This window comes from Allobosea sp. 2KB_26, from assembly GCF_052115715.1.
In the GTDB taxonomy this organism is placed as follows: domain Bacteria; phylum Pseudomonadota; class Alphaproteobacteria; order Rhizobiales; family Beijerinckiaceae; genus Allobosea.
Genome location: NZ_JBFRHE010000001.1, coordinates 63,781 through 80,269, shown reverse-complemented (window position 1 = coordinate 80,269; position 16,489 = coordinate 63,781). Strand labels below are relative to the sequence as shown.

Sequence of the window (16,489 nt, the reverse complement as noted above, 5' to 3'; positions counted from 1 at the left end):
GGCATGGATCTTTCGCTGCTCTCCGCGCTCAATGTCGAGCGCGCCGCCCGCCGTGCCGCAGTGCTGGTCACTGATATCGGCAGCGGCGCTCAAAGGCTGGTAGGGGAGGCCGATCTCGCGACCGATCCGCTGGCTGGCCTGCTCGACAAGCAATTGCGTACCGGCAAGAGCGGTACGGTCGAGACGGAGGGGACACGTTACTTCCTGACCGTGCAGGTGCCTCCGCCGCGCGTCGTGGTCACCGGTGCGGTGCATATCTCGCAGGCGATGGCGCCGATGGCGAAACTGCTGGATCTCGATGTCGCCATCATCGATCCGCGGACCGCCTTTGCTACGCCCGAACGCTTTCCCGACGTGACGCTGCTGCCGGAGTGGCCGGATGAAGCGATCAAGCAGCTCGGCCTCGATAGCTATACCGCCTTCGTCGCCCTGACCCACGATCCGAAAATCGACGATCCCGGGCTGGAGGCGGCCTTGCGCTCGGACTGCTTCTATATCGGGGCGCTGGGCAGCCGGAAGACGCATGGCAGGCGCATCGAGCGCCTGACGGCGGCAGGCTTCGATGAGGCGACGCTGGCACGCATCCATGCGCCGATCGGCCTGGACATCGGCGCGGTCTCTCCGTCCGAGATCGCGCTCGCCATTCTGGGGGAGATCGTGATGACACTGCGGGGCCCGCGCAGGGCACTCTCATGAAATTCGGTCCGGTCGCTATCGCCGATGCCGTCGGCTCCGTTGCGGCGCATTCGGTGCGGGCAGGCGAGGTCATCGTCCGCAAGGGGGCGACGATCACGGAGGATGATGCGCGCCGCCTGGCGGGAGCCGGCGTCTCCGAACTGGTCGCAGTCCGGCTCGAAGCCGGCGATGTCGATGAGAATGTGGCAGCCGAGCGTCTTGCCAGGGCACTCGCCGGGCCCGGCGTGGTGACCGAGGCTCCCTTTACCGGCAGGGTCAATCTCTTTGCTGCGGCTGCCGGTGTCCTGAAGCTCGACGTGCAGGCGCTCGACGCCTTCAACACGATCGACGAGGCTATCACCGTCGCGACACTGCCTGCCCTCAAGGCGGTCGTTGCAGGCGAAATGGTCGCGACCGTGAAGATCATTCCCTATGGCGTCCCAGGCCAGTGCGTCGACGACGCGATCGGGCGGATCGGAGCGATCCGCCCGATCGCGGTCACCGAATACCAGCTCAAATCGGTGGCCGTGGTTTCGACATTGCTGCCCGGTCTCAAGCCTTCGGTGGTCGACAAGACGCTGCGGGTAATGGCGGAGCGTCTTGCTCCGGCAGGTGCAAGGGTCGAATCGGACGAGCGTGTGCCGCATCAATCGGGGCCGCTCGCGGAATCCATCCGCAGGGCGGTGGCGGGACCGGCCGATATCGTCGTCGTCTTTGGCGCATCGGCCATCACCGACCGCCGGGACGTGATCCCGCTGGCGCTGCTGGAGGCAGGCGGCCGCATCGAACATCTCGGCATGCCGGTCGACCCCGGCAATCTGCTGCTGCTCGGCGAACTCGACGGCAAGCTGGTGATCGGCGCGCCGGGCTGCGCCCGTTCGCCCAAGGAGAATGGTTTCGACTGGGTGCTGCAGCGCGCTCTTGCCGGTGTTCCCGTGACCCGTGCGGACATGCAGAAGATGGGGGTGGGCGGCCTGCTGATGGAGATCGTCACGCGGCCGCAGCCGCGTGCACCCGGTCATCAGGCTGCGGCACCCGTTGCCGGACTTGTGCTCGCGGCCGGGCGCTCGACCCGGATGGGAGAGCGCAACAAGCTGCTGCAGACGGTACGTGGCGAGCCTCTCATTCGTCATGCTGTGAAGGCGCAGCTCGCTTCCTGCGCTGCGCCGGTATTGGTGGTCACTGGGCATCAGGCGGCCGAGGTCAGGGCGGCGCTCGCAGGGCTCGATGTCGCATTCGTGGACAATCCCGATTTCGCGGCCGGCCTCTCCAGCTCGGTCCGCGCCGGGCTCAGGGCTTTGCCGGAGGATGTCCCTGGTGCGGTGGTCTCGCTTGGCGATATGCCGAACGTGACCCCGCAGGTGATCAATCGGCTGGCAGAGGCTTTCGCTGACCGGCCCGACGCTCTCGCCGTGGTGCCAACGCTGTTCGGGCAGCGCGGCAACCCGGCGTTGTTGTCGCGTGCGCTTTTCCCGGCGGTGGAGCGGCTCTCGGGCGACCAGGGAGCTCGCCGCCTGCTGGACGCCGCCGGAGAGTCGGTCGTGGAGGTACCGCTTGACGACCCCGCGATTGCGATTGATGTCGATACGCCCGAGGCACTCAAAGCACTCACGGGATAGAGACTAGGCGGACTTGGCTGGAAGCGGCCATGAGCTATCCGCGTCGTGGCGCGGATGCAGCGCGCGGAGCCGTGAAGCGCATGTCTCGGGATAGGCTCCCTTCGACATCGTGACCTCGTTGGTATGCTATGCGGGCCTCCCGAGACCGCCACCCCTGGGGTGAATCTGATTCCGGACCTTGCCGGAGGGGCCATCCGGCGCGTGCCGCTTGCACAGCCCGATCCGACGATTGTCGCTGGAGCAAGCCATGTTCGCTCGTTGTGGCACCGGTTTTGCAAGCTTTCGTTAACCAGACAGGCGCAGCCTCAAGAAATCGGCTACACTTTCATCGCATCGCGACGAGGGAGGGGGCGATGGTATCAGAGGACTTCATAAAGCAGCTCAAGGGCTACGGACTGACCACGGCGACGATCCTCTATCGCATGCCGGATCATCCCAGCGTGCTGCAGACCTTCATCTGGCAGCATTATGATGTGGCGCCGCGCTTTCCGGTGCTCCGCGATTTCCTCGACTTCTGGCGTCGCGAACTCGATGGACCGCTGCATTCAGTGGTCGTCGCCCATTCGCGTCTGCTCAGGCCGGCCGAGATCGTGAACGTGAACGGCGTGCTGACGCTGCATTGAGCGTCTGCGCCAAGGGCGCTTGTTGGGCAAAGGGCGAGCGTGCTAGGTCGCAGCTCCCCAATGGCGGACCATCACGCTTGTCATCGCCCTTGCGCACATCCGGACTGCTGACGGCTCTCGCGACCTTACCCGGTGAGCGTATTCCCGTCGGAACCATCGTCGCAGCTCTGAAGGATCGGACCTACGCACTGCTCGTGGTCCTGCTCGGGCTGCCGAACTGCTTGCCTATGCCACCGCCGATTCCGTTGGTCTGCGGACTCGTGCTTGCCTTCGTGGCGGCACAGATGCTGGCCGGGCGCGCCATGCCCTGGTTGCCCGAGGGGCTGCTCGACAAGACCATCGGCAAGCCGGAATTGGCGAAGGCCGTGTCGCGTGCGCTGCCTCCGCTGGTCCGGCTGGAACGGATTTCGCGGCCACGCCTGACGATGTTGGGAGGGACGGTCGCAATCCCGATCCTTGGCCTGTTGATCTTGATCCTCGCGCTTGGCCTCGTGGTATCGGCACCGTTCATCGGGCAGATTCCGCTCGGTCTTGCCGTCTGCCTGGTGGGGCTGGGGCTGGTCGAGCGCGACGGGCTGTTCATCATCGCGGGGACGCTGGTCGGTATTGGCGGCCTTGTCCTGAGCGCGGGATTTGCCTACGCGATAGTCAGCGGGATCTCCGAACTGATCTGATGGTCGGCGCGTCAGGCCGCAGCGAGGCTGGCGGCGAATGGCATATCGAGGGTGCGCAGCCGTTCGATCTCCTCAGGCGGTACCGCCTTGGAGAACAGGAAGCCCTGCAGCTCGTGGCAACCGATCGCCTGCAGGAAGCGGTGTTGCTCGGGCGTCTCGACACCCTCGGCGCAGACCCGCAGGCCGAGAGCCCGCCCAAGATGCACGATCGAATGGACGAGGATCGCGGATTCGCCCGTCGTCTCCATATACTCAAGGAAGGACCGGTCGATCTTGATCTTGTCGAACGCGAAGCGCCGCAAGTAGATCAGGCTGGAATAGCCGATCCCGAAATCGTCGAGCGCGAGGCCGACACCATAGGCGCGCAGATCCATCAGCGCGGCCTCGGCGGCGTCGGCGTCCTCGACGACGACGCCTTCGGTCAGCTCCAGCTCGAGACGGCTCGGATCGAACCCGGTTTCTTCGATGATCCGGATCGTGTTCTGGACGAAATCCTTGTGCCGGAACTGCACCGGCGAGACATTCACGGCAAGCCTCAGCTCCGGCCAGTGCTTTGCCTCGAGGCAGGCGCGGCGCAGCACCCATTCGCTCAGCGGCACGATCAGCCCGCGCTCCTCGGCGATAGCGACGAACTCCGAGGGCGGCACCATACCATGGAGCGGGTGTGGCCACCGCACGAGGGCCTCGACACCGGTGATGACGGTCCCGTCGACCGAGACCTGCGGCTGGAAATGCAGCTGCAGCTCATCCCTTGCTATGGCTTTGCGCAGGTCTTCTTCGACCACGCGCTTCATCTGGAGAGCGCGGTTCATGCGCGGCTCGAAGAACGAGTAGCGGTTCCGGCCCTCGTTCTTGGATTGGTAGAGCGCTGTATCGGCCAGTCTGAGCAGCGTCTCGCGGTCGTGCCCGTCCTGGGGAGCGAGCGCGATGCCGATCGAGCAGCCGATCACGGTGTCGATGCCCATCAGGTTGAAAGGTCGCGTCAGCGCTTCGAGAATGCGCTCACCCAGTGCGGCGCTACCGCTGGCATCGTGCAGGTTGGTCTGGATGATGCCGAATTCGTCGCCGCCGATGCGGGCGACAGTATCGCCGGTCCGCATGACGCCTGCGAGCCGTTCGGCGACTTGCCGGATCAACTCGTCGCCGGCCTTGTGGCCATAGGTATCGTTGACGGATTTGAAGCGATCGAGATCAAGCAGGAGCACGGACAATCCCGTCTTGGTCCGGCTGATCTGAGCAAGCTCCTGGTCGAGCCTGAGATCGAAGGTCCTACGGTTGGGCAGAAGCGACAGCTCGTCCTGCGCGGCAAGGCGCTGGATCTGCACCTCGCGCAGCCGAATTTCATTGGCAGCTCCGCGCAGACGCCGGATCGCATAGAGCAGGATGCCTGCGAAGATCAGCCCAGCTGCGGCCAACGCCCAGATGAACTGCCGGATCATGGCATCCCCGGGGCGCTCCGGTGTCCAGGTCATCCAGGCCTTGGTGATGCCGTCGGGGGCCGCGAGGTCGCGGCGGACCAAGGGATTGGGGGGCATCGTCCGGGTGATGCGCAGGCCGTTGATGCGATAGCGCACGGCCATCTCGTCCAGGATCGTGCTCGTCACGCGCCGATAGCCGATCAGGTTGACCGGCGCGTCCTCCTTCAGGAAATGGAGATTGAGAAGCTGCTCGAGATCGGCGGTCAGAATGGCCAGAACTTCGTGGCCATCATAGATCAGGCTCGAACGAAAGCCCGGCATGAACCCTGCGCGAGCGGTGGCGTCGTCGTTCACTGGCCTTTGCAACGGGCTCGGGAGGTTGGGATCGAAGAGGCGCAAACCCTCGTAACCTGCCTGATAGGCTTCGGCCTTGTTTTCGACGCCAGCCAGGACACGACCGCTCTTGGTGACGAGATAGACGCCGTCAAACTCCTCGAAGCGCTGGCTCAGTTTCGTGAAGGCCCATCTGAGTGTTGCCCCCGGAATGGCCGGGTGGAAGGCCGCTTGCAGCGTGCCGGTCGACGCCAGGCTTTCCAGCCGCAGGCGCCGCAGCCGAAGCTGATTCTCCATTGCGGCCTCGATCCGGTCGCGCTGGCGGGTTGCTTCGACGGTATTCGCGTTATGCGCAATCGTCAGGACGACAGTGATCGCTGCGGCCATGACCAGCAAGAAGGCACACGCGAGCGTCGTCACGGTGCTGGTGAGCATCCGCGCCGAGGAGTCCGCGTTGGTCGTCTTCGCGACAGAGGGCGAATGCATCAAGGGTCTCAGAACCGTCGGAACCTGCACCTTTGCAGCCGATTCTTGATATCCGGTTGCTAAACGGGCCGGCCGTCGTCAAATTTCAACCTCCGGATGGTCCGTAAGGAGGGCGCGGGATCGCCTGATGAGCCGCGCGCAGTGCCGCGGACCAACGCTCGCGCAGATCGTGGAAATAGGGTTCCCCCGCCTCGATACGCCGATTGAGCTCGGGCTCTTCGCCATCCCGCCGCATCACGATCAGGTCAATCGGCAGGCCAACTCCAAGATTCGAACGCATCGTCGAATCCATCGAGATCAGACCAACCTTCAGTGCATCGTAGAGATGGGTCTTGAATGTCACTGCCCGGTCCAGAATCGGCTTGCCGTATTTGTGCTCGCCGATCTGAAGGAAGGGAGCGTCCATGCCGCATTCGATGAAGTTTCCGGCGCCGTAGACCATGAAGAGCCGCATGGGCTGGCCCTTGATCTGCCCTCCGAAAAGCAAGGAGATGTCGAACTTCAATCCTGCTTCCGCCAGGGCCGGCCCGTCCGTCTCCCTGACGGTGCGAACTGCGCGGCCCACCAGCTGCGCCGCTCTGAACATCGAGCCAACGCTCTGGAGCATATCGAGTTCTCCGGTCTCGGGATTGAGCAGTCCCTCATGGAGCAGGCTCACCACCGATTGGGTGACGGAGAGGTTGCCTGCGGTTGCCAACGCGAAGCTGCGTTCGCCTGGCCAGGAAAAGACATGCAGCTTGCGGAAGGTGGAGATGTCGTCGAGCCCGGCATTGGTGCGGGTGTCGGCGATCATCACGAGCCCGTCCTGCACAAGAAGTCCGGCGCAATAGGTCACGGGCTGGTTCCTTCAACTTGCCGGTCCAGACGCGTTCATGCGTGCCGGGGTATCGTGATCGGGCAGCCATCAGGCGGCTGCGGCGGTTGCAAATTGCTTCGCCTATTGATTGGCAAACTGTGCGTTCGCCGCGCGAGCGCTGACCAGCACCGCGAGGTTTTCGCCACTGCCACCTTTGCGCGCGCCGCGAACAGGCGCCGCATCGGCGAAATCGAGGCCGGCTGCAATGCGGACATGGGTATCGATCGGGCACAAGCCATTGGCGCAGTCGAAGCCGATCCAGCCATAGTCATCGAAATGAGCCTCAGCCCAGGCATGCGCCCCTTCCGCCTCGGGCAGGGCATCGGATTGCGCGACATAGCCGGAGACGTAGCGGGCCGGGATTCCGAGCTGGCGCGCGCAGGTCATGAAGACATGGGTGAGATCCTGCGGGATGCCGCCGCGGGCCGCGAAGGCGGCTGCAGCCCCTATGCCGGTACGCTGGCCGGAACGGTCGCAGGCAAGCAAGTCGTGCAGCGCCTCTGTCAATGCGTGCATCTTGGCGAGCGGTGTCGAGTCGGCGCGCGTTGCCGCCACGGCGAAATCGCGCAAGGCGTCGTCGGGCGTCGTCAGCAAGGTATCGCGCCGGAACACGTCGGGCGGCACGCGCTCGATCGTTCCGCGAATGACACCGGCGAGATCCAGGGTCTCGATGACGCCGCCGACATGAATCGCGAGATCCGAGATGGGGCCATCAGCCGAGAAGGTATGAACGATGTTGCCATGCGCATCCTGGCCCGCGCGCAGATTGCCGTCGACGGTCGGCTCGATACGCCAGGACATCACATGCTGGCCGTCATGATCGCGCGGGGTCAGCCGCAGAATCTGCGTCAGCTGGCGTACGGGCTCGTCATAGGCATAGGTAATCGAGTGGGAAATCCTGATCCGCATGGGCGATCGCTGTCTCGACGGGCGCGTTGGTTTCCGGTCCATATCTAGTGTTCTGCGGGCGGGTCGGCGAGCCCGCCGCTTTCGTTATTGCAAATACTGCTCCGAGATCGTGAGGCCGAGGCGGCCGTTCTCGCTGATGAAATCCTCGATGAATTCGTGCAGCCCGTGCTGGAAGACGGAGTCGATCCGCGCGTTCGACAGGTTTGCGAGCGTCTTACGGGCCTGGCGCTGGGCCGGCCCGTGTCGGCCATAGGCGTCGCCGAGAGCGTCGAGGAAGCGTGAAATATTCTCGTAGCAGGCGGCGAGCGAGCGAGGCATGCGGCGGTTGAGGATCAGCAGATCGGCGATCAACTGCGGTTTCACGGCCTCGCGATAGACCCAGTGATAGGCGGTCAGTGCGGAGACTTCGCGCAGCACCGTCGTCCATTGGAAATAGTCGAGCGAGCCGCCGACCTGTTCGCTCTCGGGCAGCAGGACATGGTATTTCACGTCGAGGATGCGGGCGGTGTTGTCGGCGCGCTCGATATAGACGCCCAGCCGCGAGAACCAGTAGCTGTCGTCGCGCAGCATGGTCCGGTAGGCCGAGCCGTCGAAGACCAGCGAGACATTCTTCACCCAATCGAGGAACCTGGCGAACTCCTCGCGGTCCATGCGCTTCTTCTCGAAGCGTTGCAGTTCCAGCCAGGCGCTGTTCAGCGCGTCCCACATTTCCGAGGTGAGCGCGGTGCGTACGGCGCGGGCATTGGAGCGGGCAAGCGCGAAGCAGTTGCGAATCGAGGACAGGTTATCCGGGTTGAAGGTGAGGAAATCGCAGACATTGCGCTCATTCGCCTCGCCATAGGCCTTGGCGAAGGTCTCCTCGCAACCGGCGGTCGCGACCGCGCTGTGCCATTCGGTCCCGGCACCGCCATAGGACGAGGGCAGGTTGGTGAGCCGCATCGTCGCATCGAGGATACGGGCGAGATATTCGGCGCGCTCGACGTAGCGGGAGACCCAGTAGAGGCTGTCGGCAGTGCGGGAGAGCATGGTCAGATCCGGCCTTTTCGCAATGCGCGGGGCTGCGTCCTGGAAGCGGGAATGCGGAAATGCGTGGTTGCCATCATGCATCGAGCACCCAAGTGTCCTTTGTTCCGCCGCCCTGGCTGGAATTGACCACGAGCGAGCCTTCCTTCAGCGCAACGCGGGTGAGGCCGCCGGGCACGCAGGAAATGCCGTTGGCGCCGGACAGCACATAGGGCCGCAGGTCGACATGTCGCGGCGCGACGCCGGAGGCGACGAAGGTCGGGCAGGTGGAGAGCGCCAGCGTCGGCTGGGCGATGAAGCCTTCCGGCTGGGCCTTCAGCTTCTTGCGGAAGGTTTCGATCTGGGCCTTGTTGGCGTGGGGGCCGACCAGCATGCCGTAGCCGCCGGAACCGTTGACCTCCTTGACGACCAGCTTGTCGAGATTGTCGAGCACATAGGCATTGGCCTCCGGCTCGCGGCAGCGGAAGGTCGGGACGTTCTTCAGGATCGGCTCCTCGCCGGTGAAGAATTTCACGATCTCCGGCATGTAGCTGTAGACCGCCTTGTCGTCGGCGACGCCGGTGCCGACCGCATTGGCGAGCGTAACATTTCCCGCCTTGTAGGCGCCGATGATGCCCGGCACGCCAAGCACCGAATCCCCGCGGAAGACCAGCGGGTCGATGAAGTCGTCGTCGATGCGGCGGTAGATCACATCGACACGCTTCGGCCCCTGCGTCGTGCGCATGTAGACGACATCGTCCTTGACCAGCAGGTCCGAGCCCTCGACCAGCTCGACGCCGAGCTTGTCGGCGAGGAAGGAGTGCTCGTAGAAGGCCGAATTATACTGTCCGGGCGTGAGCAGGCAGATCGTCGGATCTGACGAGGCGCTGCGCGGCGCGACCGAGCGCAAGGTCGCGAGCAACTGGTCGGGATAGTTGTCGACCGGTGCGACGCGGTGCATCGCGAAGAGCTCCGGGAAGAGCCGGAGCATCACCTCGCGATTCTCCATCATGTAGGAGACCCCGGAGGGGGTGCGGGCATTGTCTTCGAGCACATAGAACGTGTCGGCATCGACGCGCACGATGTCGATGCCGGCGATGTGGCAGTAAATGCCGTGCGGCACCTGGAAGTCGACCATCTCCAACTGGTAGCAGGCGTTGCGGTAGACCAGGTCCGGCGGAATGATCCCGGCCTTCAGACATTCCTTCGGCCCGTAGACGTCGGCGAGGAACATGTTCAGAGCCGTGACGCGCTGGCGCAGGCCCTTCTCGAGCTTGGCCCATTCCGGCTTGGTCAGCACGCGCGGGATGATGTCGAACGGGATCAGTCGTTCGGTGGATTCTTCGTCGCCATAGACGGCAAAGGTAATGCCGATGCGCCGGAAGAAGAGTTCAGCCTGGCTGCGCCGCAGAGCCAGCATTTCGGGGGGGGCTTCCTTCAACCAACGATCAAGCGCTTCGTAGGCGGGCCGCAATTCGGCACCGGTACCGGTCATTTCGTCGAAGGCGACCATGTCAGGCGTCTTTCCCCATTTTGGCCAGCCTATGCGCATTTGTGACGGTTCGGAAAGGGGTCGCTTGATCACGGATAAATCGAGCCGTGCCCAATCCTTAGGCAGCATCCGAGATTGCGATGTGGCGCAGGGTGCAGGCGCTCGCGGGCGCTTTGGCCGGCGGGACGGTGCGGTTCACGATCCGTCTTCGCCTGAAGATGCGCCGCTTGCCTTGCCGTTCAACCGAACGGCAGCGCGGCCAGCGCAGTTGACAATGAATCTGCGCAATCCTACTAAAGGTAAGTTACTTTTGGTAGGATTTCGGCAAGGCCACTCGCTTGGCATTCAACAGGAGATTTGTCCATGTCTACCCTCCAACGCCCCGTCCTGATCATCGGCGGATCGGGCGTCGTCGGCGGCCAGGCGGCCGAAGCGCTACGCCGCTTGCAACTCGATTTGCCGATCGCCATCGGCGGGCGCGATCTCAGTAAAGCGCAGGCGGTTGCTCAGAAGGTCGGAAATGCGATTGCGACACGGGTCGATCTTGACCGCCGGGACCTCGGCCAGCCCGAGGGAGCGCAGTACAGCGCCATCGTCGTCTTCGTGAAGGACGATGGCCTGCAGTCGATGCGCTACGCGCAGGATCACGGTATCCCCTATATCAGCGTGTCGAGCGGCACCTTCGAGATCGGTCCGGAAGTCGCGCAGTTCATTCACGCGGCAACGAAGGCCCCGGTGCTTCTCGCGAGCCAGTGGTTGGCCGGCGCCGCGGTGTTTCCGGCCCTGGTCCTTGCCAAGGACTTCCGCACGATCGATTCCATTGCAATCGGTGCACTGCTCGACGAACAGGATATGGGTGGCCCGGCAGCCTTGACGGACTACAACCGCATCACGGGGGCGGCACCGGCCGCGCTGACGCTGACGGGCGGCAAGTTCAGCTGGGTCAATGGCGAAGATGCCAAGGCGCGCTATCGCAGCGTCGACGGTGTCGAGCTCGACGCAACCGCCTATTCTCCACTCGATATCGTTAGCCTGGCCGCGGTGACCGATGCCAGATCGGTGCGGCTTGACCTTGCCTTCTCCGAATCCGCCAGCCGCCGGCGCGGCGAGCCCTTCTCGACCGAGATCACGATCGCGATCGACGGCGTGCTCAGGAATGGCGAGCGCAGCACGATGCGCCACGAGATCGTCCATCCCGATGGCCAGGCGCCCTTGACTGCGCTTGGCGTCGCGCTTGCCGTGGAAAGGATGTTGGGACTCGCCGGCGGCGTTGCTCCGCAGCCGGGGCTCTATCTGCCGGAATCGATCCTGGCTCCCGATTATTATGTCGGCCGCATGAAGGAGTTCGGTGCTCAGTTCCGCCAGACCTGAGACAGAGAGTGAGCAGGAAACAAGACTTCTGTGATTGCATCGGCCCGAAAACCGCAATCCTTTTCGGGGCAATGCTTTAGATCAGCCCGAGTCCCCGGAAGCTCGCATGGCCATCGCGGCCGACAATGACGTGATCGTGGATCACGATGCCGAAGGGTTTGGCGATATCGACGATTTCACGCGTCATCTTCACGTCGGCACCCGACGGAGTCGGATCACCTGAAGGATGGTTGTGGACGAGGATGATCGCGCTTGCCGAGAGTTCCAGGGCGCGGCGCATCACCTCGCGCGGATAGACGGGGGTGTGGTCGACCGTTCCGGTCTGCTGCACCTCGTCCGCGATCAGCGCGTTCTTCTTGTCGAGGAAGAAGATGCGGAACTGCTCGCGTTCGGCAAAGGCCATGGCCATTCGGCAATAGTCGAGAACCGCCGACCAGGACGACAGCACCGGGCGCTTCGCCACCGCTCCCCTCGCCATGCGCTGCAGGGCGGCCGCGACGATCTTGAGATCCTGGGCGACGCTCGGGCCGACGCCCTTGACCTCGGTCAATCGCGCAGCCGGCGCGCCAAGCACTTCGGCGAAAGAGCCGAAGCGCTGAATAAGGTCCTTGGCGAGCGGTTTCACGTCGCGCTGCGGGATGGAGCGGAACAGCAGGAGCTCGAGCAACTCGTAGTCGGGCAGGGCGTCCGATCCCAGCTCCTGGAAGCGGGCGCGAAGCCGCTCGCGATGGCCGTGATAATGCGGCACCGCAACGGCCGCGGGCTCTTCCGGCGGCGGCGGGACCTTTGATCCGCGCTGGCCGCCATCTTGCTTCATCGTGCCGCGAGAGGATTGTCGCGGCCTGCCGGCGACAGGGTGAAGATCTCGCAGCCAGTCTCGGTGACACCGACCGTGTGCTCGAACTGGGCCGAAAGCGAGCGGTCGCGGGTTACCGCCGTCCAGCCGTCGGAGAGCACCTTCACGCCCGCCTTGCCGAGGTTGATCATCGGCTCGATGGTGAAAAGCATGCCGGGCTTGAGCAGCACGCCTTCGCCTGGGCTGCCGTAATGCAGGATGTTGGGTGCATCGTGAAAGACCTGGCCAAGGCCGTGGCCGCAGAAATCGCGCACCACGGAGCAGCGCTCGGCCTCGGCGTAGCGCTGGATGGCGAAGCCGATATCGCCGGTCGTCGCGCCGGCGCGCACAGCCTTGATTCCGCGGAGCAGGCTTTCATAGGTGATTTCGACCAGCCGCTCGGCCTTGCGGGGAATATCGCCGACCCCGTACATCCGGCTGGAATCGCCGTACCAGCCATCGACGATCAGCGTGTAGTCGATATTGAGGATGTCGCCTTCGCGCAGGGGTTTGTCATCCGGGATGCCGTGACAGACCACATGGTTGATCGAGGTGCAGATCGATTTTGTATAGCCGCGATAGAACAGGGTCGCCGGATAGGCGCCATTGTCCATGGCGAACTGGAAGGCAAGCTCGTCGAGGCGTTGCGTGGTGACGCCCGGCCGGACGTGCTCGCCGAGCATGTCGAGGCCTTCTGCCGTCAGGCGGCCGGCCTTGCGCATGGCCGCGAAGGCTTCGGGACCATGAAGTTTGATGGCCGGTTCGCGCATCCGCGCCCGTCCCAGATTTTCGTCGAATGTCATGATGGGCAAGAAGCTCCTTGCCCATCATATCTATTGCGTTTGGCCAGCTGCGCAAGATGATTGCGCCCGTGCCAGCTCGAACTGACGGGTGCAAGCGCTGTTTTGGCGTGCTTAGCGGACCAGGTTGAGGCCTGTCGCCGCCAGAACGATGATCCAGAGTGTGTCGAGATTGATCCAACCGCGCCGCAGGAACGCCAGCCCCAGCCATTCATAGACGATCGCCGCGATCGTTGCTGTCACGGCCAGCATTGCAGCCATGTGCAGAGCGATGGCGGCGAGCGAGACCGGCAACGAACCCGCGGCAGTCAATTCCCTCGCCGGCGTCGCAGCAAGGCAGAGCGGGATGATGACCGGCACAAGCATCAGGCCGGCCCCGTGGCTGGTCGCCATCAGGAATGACCAGGCGCCGAGTCCGGCAAGCCCCGTCTGCATGCCGACGCGGACGCGATGCCGGTGGCCGAAGACGGCATGGGACGCCGCCCACCCCAGAAGCAGAAGGCCCGCGAGCCTTTGCAGCGCTTCGTGGTCAATGATGGTCCCGAGGGCAACTACCGCCGCGACCACCACGGCGACCGAGGCCGCATGCCCCAGCGCGATCGGAAGGAGGGACAACCACACAACGCGACGGCTCTCGCGATGCAGACCGAGCGCAACCGCAAAGAGCCAGCCCATGGCCGGGTTCAGGCCATGGAAGGCACCGAGCCCGGCGAGCATGAGCCAAGGTGACATCTCAGCCTCCCGTTGGAGCGATCATGCCGGGGGCAGGGGCATCAGGGATAGCAATAGGAATCGGACGAGCAGTCGCCACCTTCCAGCCTGACCTGATGAGGCCGGTGACCCTTGGGCCAGTCGACGAAGAACCTGTCGTCGAAGCGGATGCCGCCCTCTTCCCCGACATCGAGCTTCACCATCCAACCGTCGATTCCATCGGGGTAGAATTGCGGATCGATGGCCCCGTAGAGCGAGTTGGTGAAGTAGACCCGCTTGCCGTCTCGGCTGATCTCGACCATTTGCGGGCCGCCGTTGAGATGCCCGTTCTTCGCTGCGGGGTGGGAGGCGCGGGAAACGATGCCGCCGATGCGGACCCGGCCGGTTTCCACAGGCTTGAACGGATCCGACACATCGTACTGAATCATGTCGCCGGTGCCCCAGCAGGACACGTAGAGGTAGCGATCGTCCATCGAGAGGTCGATGTCGGTGACAAGGGGCGCGACCGCCTTGAACCCCTTCAGGACCGGTGGCAGGAGATCAGGATCAGCCGGCTCGGCAGGGATCTCGATGACTTTCCTGACCGCCCATTTCGTACCCTCGCGATACCAGGTCCAGATCGAGGCGGAGAGATCCTTCAAGCTGATGACGCAGCCGACGAAGCCATAGGCCTTCCTCGGGTCATGAGCTGGGCGCAGTTCAAAGACGAGCTGATGCTCCTCGCCGAAATCGATCTCCTGTTGATGCTTGCGCGTGTGCAGGTCCCAGAAATGCAGGCGTCGCCCGTATTTGCTGCTGAGCAGAACTTCCGGAACCAGCCCATTCTCGAACGTATCGGGCGTGCCCCATTCGCTGGTCACCATGGTGTCGTGGCCGAGATGCCACCAGAAATCATAGGCGAGCTTCTGGGGGCCGCGATCCATCTCCCATTGCCCCAATACGTCGAAGCTGACGGGGTCGAGGAGGAAGATGCCGCCGGGTTCCTTGCCTTCGGCATTGCCAAGCGCATTCACGTAAATGCCCTCCGGCCCGCAATGAATGGTGTGCAGCCGCGAATACCTGGCCTTCTCGGCGATCTCCTCCGGCTCGATGACCCGCGCGATCGTCGGTTTCCTCGGATCGGGCCTCGTGTCGATGATATGCAGCCGCGATGAGCGCAGGCCGGGAACGACGAGGTAGCGTCGCTCCATATGGGGATGCGGCGCATTCGGGCACAGACAGGACGAGCAAGCATTCCAGCCGAAATGATGCAGCTCATCGCCGGTATTCGGCATCTCGACCTGACCGACGATCTGCGCATAGCTCGACGACGCGGGGTCGACGTCGACGACGGCGATCGCGTCGGGTTTCCTGCGCTCCGGATCGAAGGAGGCCACGTAGGCCAGCCGCTCGGCGGGAGCCTTGGCCGCCAGCCGCGGCGAGGGGTAAAAGGAAGGATCGGGTCGCCAGCTCACCATGATCATTCTCCCGAGCACCCCAGCACCCCGGACAACAGGTCTCTCTATAGCCCAGACCTTGCGTTGCGGCTTGCTGTTTTCTGGCTCGACGTTGAAGCGGGCTGCCTGATCCGCGGGGGGCGCCTGCACCATGGCGGAGGACCTGGGCGCCCGTCGATCGATCAAGTTGCTGGCGCGTGACGGCTTTGACGTGTATCAGGCGCTCCAAATGGCAATGAACGATATCCAATCGACGGAAGCCCGTCCCTTCGGCGCTTTCGCACCTCAGGGCCTCGTGGCCCGGATCATCAACTGGACACGCGGGGCTCCGGACAGCTACCTCGGCCGCAAATTCGCCTATGCGCTACGCCGCATCGGGCTGAGTTCGCTTGCGGGTCAGCCGGTCGATATCGAGGCGCTTGGCGTGCAGATGCGCCTCCACCCGGATGGCAATGTCTGCGAGAAGCGCGTGCTGTTCACACCGCAATATTTTGATCCTTTCGAGCGGGAACTGCTGACGGGGCGGGCGCGCCAGCGTGAAGGCTTCCGCTTCATCGATATTGGCTCGAATATCGGCGCCTATTCGCTTTGCGTTGCGGCGGCAGCTGGCCCGGGAGCGCGTATCCTGGCAGTCGAGCCGCAACCCGAGATCTTTTCGCGCCTGACATTCAATATTGCGCAAAATCCGTTTGGCTCGGTCAAGGCCATTGCGTGCGCGCTGGCCGATAAGCCGGGCGAGTTGACGCTGTTTCTCGACCCGAACAACCGTGGCGAGTCGAGCGTCCGCATCCTGCGCTCCAGTGCCGGCAGCACGGTTCGGGTGCCGGCGACGACACTGCTCGCCCTGATGGAGAACGAGGGCTATGACCGCCTGGACGCAGTCAAGCTCGATGTCGAGGGGGCCGAGGACCTGATCCTCGAGCCCTTCCTGCGCGATGCGCCCGAAGCACTCTGGCCCGAGCTGATCATCATCGAGGATTCGCGCAACCGTTGGCAGAGCGATCTCATCGCCCTCCTGACCGCGAGCGGTTATGTGCTAACAGCTCAGACACGCATCAACCTCATCTTCGAACGCAAGCGCGGCTGACGTTTTCGCGGCTGTTCAGCGTCTCATGCATGGCGGGCAGGCCACACACGGCGTTTCTGCCGCTTGAGCCGTTTGCGCCGAGGTCCTAGCTCTAAAGCGTGATCAGGAAAGCTCATGTCGCAGCGCTCCGAACGCGGCGCGGCATGAGTGGGCGGCGGATCA

The 16,489-nt window shown here is 63.9% G+C and carries 15 protein-coding genes; 6 read left to right on the top strand and 9 right to left on the bottom strand.

What is annotated here, in order from left to right; all coding sequences use genetic code 11:
• The first annotated feature begins 3 nt into the window (after nucleotides 1–3).
• The 4 genes from AB4099_RS00415 (at nucleotide 4) to AB4099_RS00400 (ending at nucleotide 3,591) form a co-directional block, all read left to right on the top strand.
• Complete coding sequence (locus AB4099_RS00415; RefSeq protein ID WP_113514162.1) at nucleotides 4–696, top strand: XdhC family protein; 693 nt, start codon at nucleotides 4–6, stop codon at nucleotides 694–696.
• Entirely contained in the window at nucleotides 693–2,294 is a 1,602-nt protein-coding gene (locus tag AB4099_RS00410; protein ID WP_441476652.1) for an NTP transferase domain-containing protein, read from the top strand. The genes AB4099_RS00415 and AB4099_RS00410 overlap by 4 nt, the downstream gene beginning before the upstream one ends.
• A 353-nt stretch (nucleotides 2,295–2,647) precedes the next feature.
• Nucleotides 2,648–2,917, top strand: coding sequence for an usg protein (locus tag AB4099_RS00405; protein ID WP_043237212.1), 270 nt, complete (start codon nucleotides 2,648–2,650; stop codon nucleotides 2,915–2,917).
• A 77-nt stretch (nucleotides 2,918–2,994) separates the two neighbouring features.
• A complete protein-coding gene (locus tag AB4099_RS00400) occupies nucleotides 2,995–3,591 on the top strand; it encodes an exopolysaccharide biosynthesis protein (RefSeq protein ID WP_113514166.1) in 597 nt (198 codons plus the stop codon).
• 11 nt (nucleotides 3,592–3,602) lie between these two features.
• Here the strand turns inward: AB4099_RS00400 and AB4099_RS00395 are convergent, their stop codons facing one another.
• The 5 genes from AB4099_RS00395 to AB4099_RS00375 all read right to left on the bottom strand — a co-directional run bounded on the left by AB4099_RS00395 (nucleotide 3,603) and on the right by AB4099_RS00375 (nucleotide 10,108).
• Nucleotides 3,603–5,828 carry a putative bifunctional diguanylate cyclase/phosphodiesterase gene (locus tag AB4099_RS00395; RefSeq protein ID WP_441476651.1) on the bottom strand — a complete coding sequence of 742 codons (2,226 nt, stop codon included), beginning with the start codon at nucleotides 5,826–5,828 and terminating at the stop codon, nucleotides 3,603–3,605.
• Between the two features lie 85 nt (nucleotides 5,829–5,913).
• Nucleotides 5,914–6,663: a proteasome-type protease gene (locus AB4099_RS00390; protein WP_113514170.1), complete on the bottom strand. Its 750-nt coding sequence runs from the start codon at nucleotides 6,661–6,663 to the stop codon at nucleotides 5,914–5,916.
• Between the two features lie 102 nt (nucleotides 6,664–6,765).
• The gene (locus tag AB4099_RS00385) at nucleotides 6,766–7,593 is read right to left on the bottom strand and encodes a transglutaminase family protein (RefSeq protein ID WP_113514172.1); all 828 of its coding nucleotides are present in this window, start codon (nucleotides 7,591–7,593) and stop codon (nucleotides 6,766–6,768) included.
• Between the two features lie 84 nt (nucleotides 7,594–7,677).
• Nucleotides 7,678–8,619, bottom strand: coding sequence for an alpha-E domain-containing protein (locus tag AB4099_RS00380; protein WP_113514289.1), 942 nt, complete (start codon nucleotides 8,617–8,619; stop codon nucleotides 7,678–7,680).
• Nucleotides 8,620–8,692: 73 nt separating this feature from the next.
• Complete coding sequence (locus AB4099_RS00375; RefSeq protein WP_441476650.1) at nucleotides 8,693–10,108, bottom strand: circularly permuted type 2 ATP-grasp protein; 1,416 nt, start codon at nucleotides 10,106–10,108, stop codon at nucleotides 8,693–8,695.
• Nucleotides 10,109–10,450: 342 nt separating this feature from the next.
• Between AB4099_RS00375 and AB4099_RS00370 the strand changes: the two genes are divergently transcribed.
• A complete protein-coding gene (locus AB4099_RS00370; protein WP_113514176.1) occupies nucleotides 10,451–11,458 on the top strand; it encodes an NAD(P)-dependent oxidoreductase in 1,008 nt (335 codons plus the stop codon).
• Between the two features lie 76 nt (nucleotides 11,459–11,534).
• Here AB4099_RS00370 and radC read toward each other — a convergent pair whose 3' ends face one another.
• From radC to AB4099_RS00350, 4 genes are all read right to left on the bottom strand, one after another.
• Nucleotides 11,535–12,275, bottom strand: coding sequence for a RadC family protein (gene radC, locus AB4099_RS00365; protein WP_441476649.1), 741 nt, complete (start codon nucleotides 12,273–12,275; stop codon nucleotides 11,535–11,537).
• The gene (gene map / locus AB4099_RS00360; RefSeq protein WP_069880041.1) at nucleotides 12,272–13,096 is read right to left on the bottom strand and encodes a type I methionyl aminopeptidase; all 825 of its coding nucleotides are present in this window, start codon (nucleotides 13,094–13,096) and stop codon (nucleotides 12,272–12,274) included. The genes radC and map overlap by 4 nt, the downstream gene beginning before the upstream one ends.
• Nucleotides 13,097–13,207: 111 nt before the next feature.
• The gene (locus AB4099_RS00355) at nucleotides 13,208–13,825 is read right to left on the bottom strand and encodes a hypothetical protein (RefSeq protein WP_441476648.1); all 618 of its coding nucleotides are present in this window, start codon (nucleotides 13,823–13,825) and stop codon (nucleotides 13,208–13,210) included.
• A gap of 41 nt (nucleotides 13,826–13,866) precedes the next feature.
• On the bottom strand, nucleotides 13,867–15,261 hold the full coding sequence (locus AB4099_RS00350; RefSeq protein WP_113514182.1) for a selenium-binding family protein: 1,395 nt from the start codon (nucleotides 15,259–15,261) through the stop codon (nucleotides 13,867–13,869).
• 208 nt (nucleotides 15,262–15,469) lie between these two features.
• Here AB4099_RS00350 and AB4099_RS00345 point away from each other — a divergent pair, with 208 nt between their 5' ends.
• Complete coding sequence (locus AB4099_RS00345) at nucleotides 15,470–16,327, top strand: FkbM family methyltransferase (protein WP_113514291.1); 858 nt, start codon at nucleotides 15,470–15,472, stop codon at nucleotides 16,325–16,327.
• Nucleotides 16,328–16,489 lie beyond the last annotated feature (162 nt).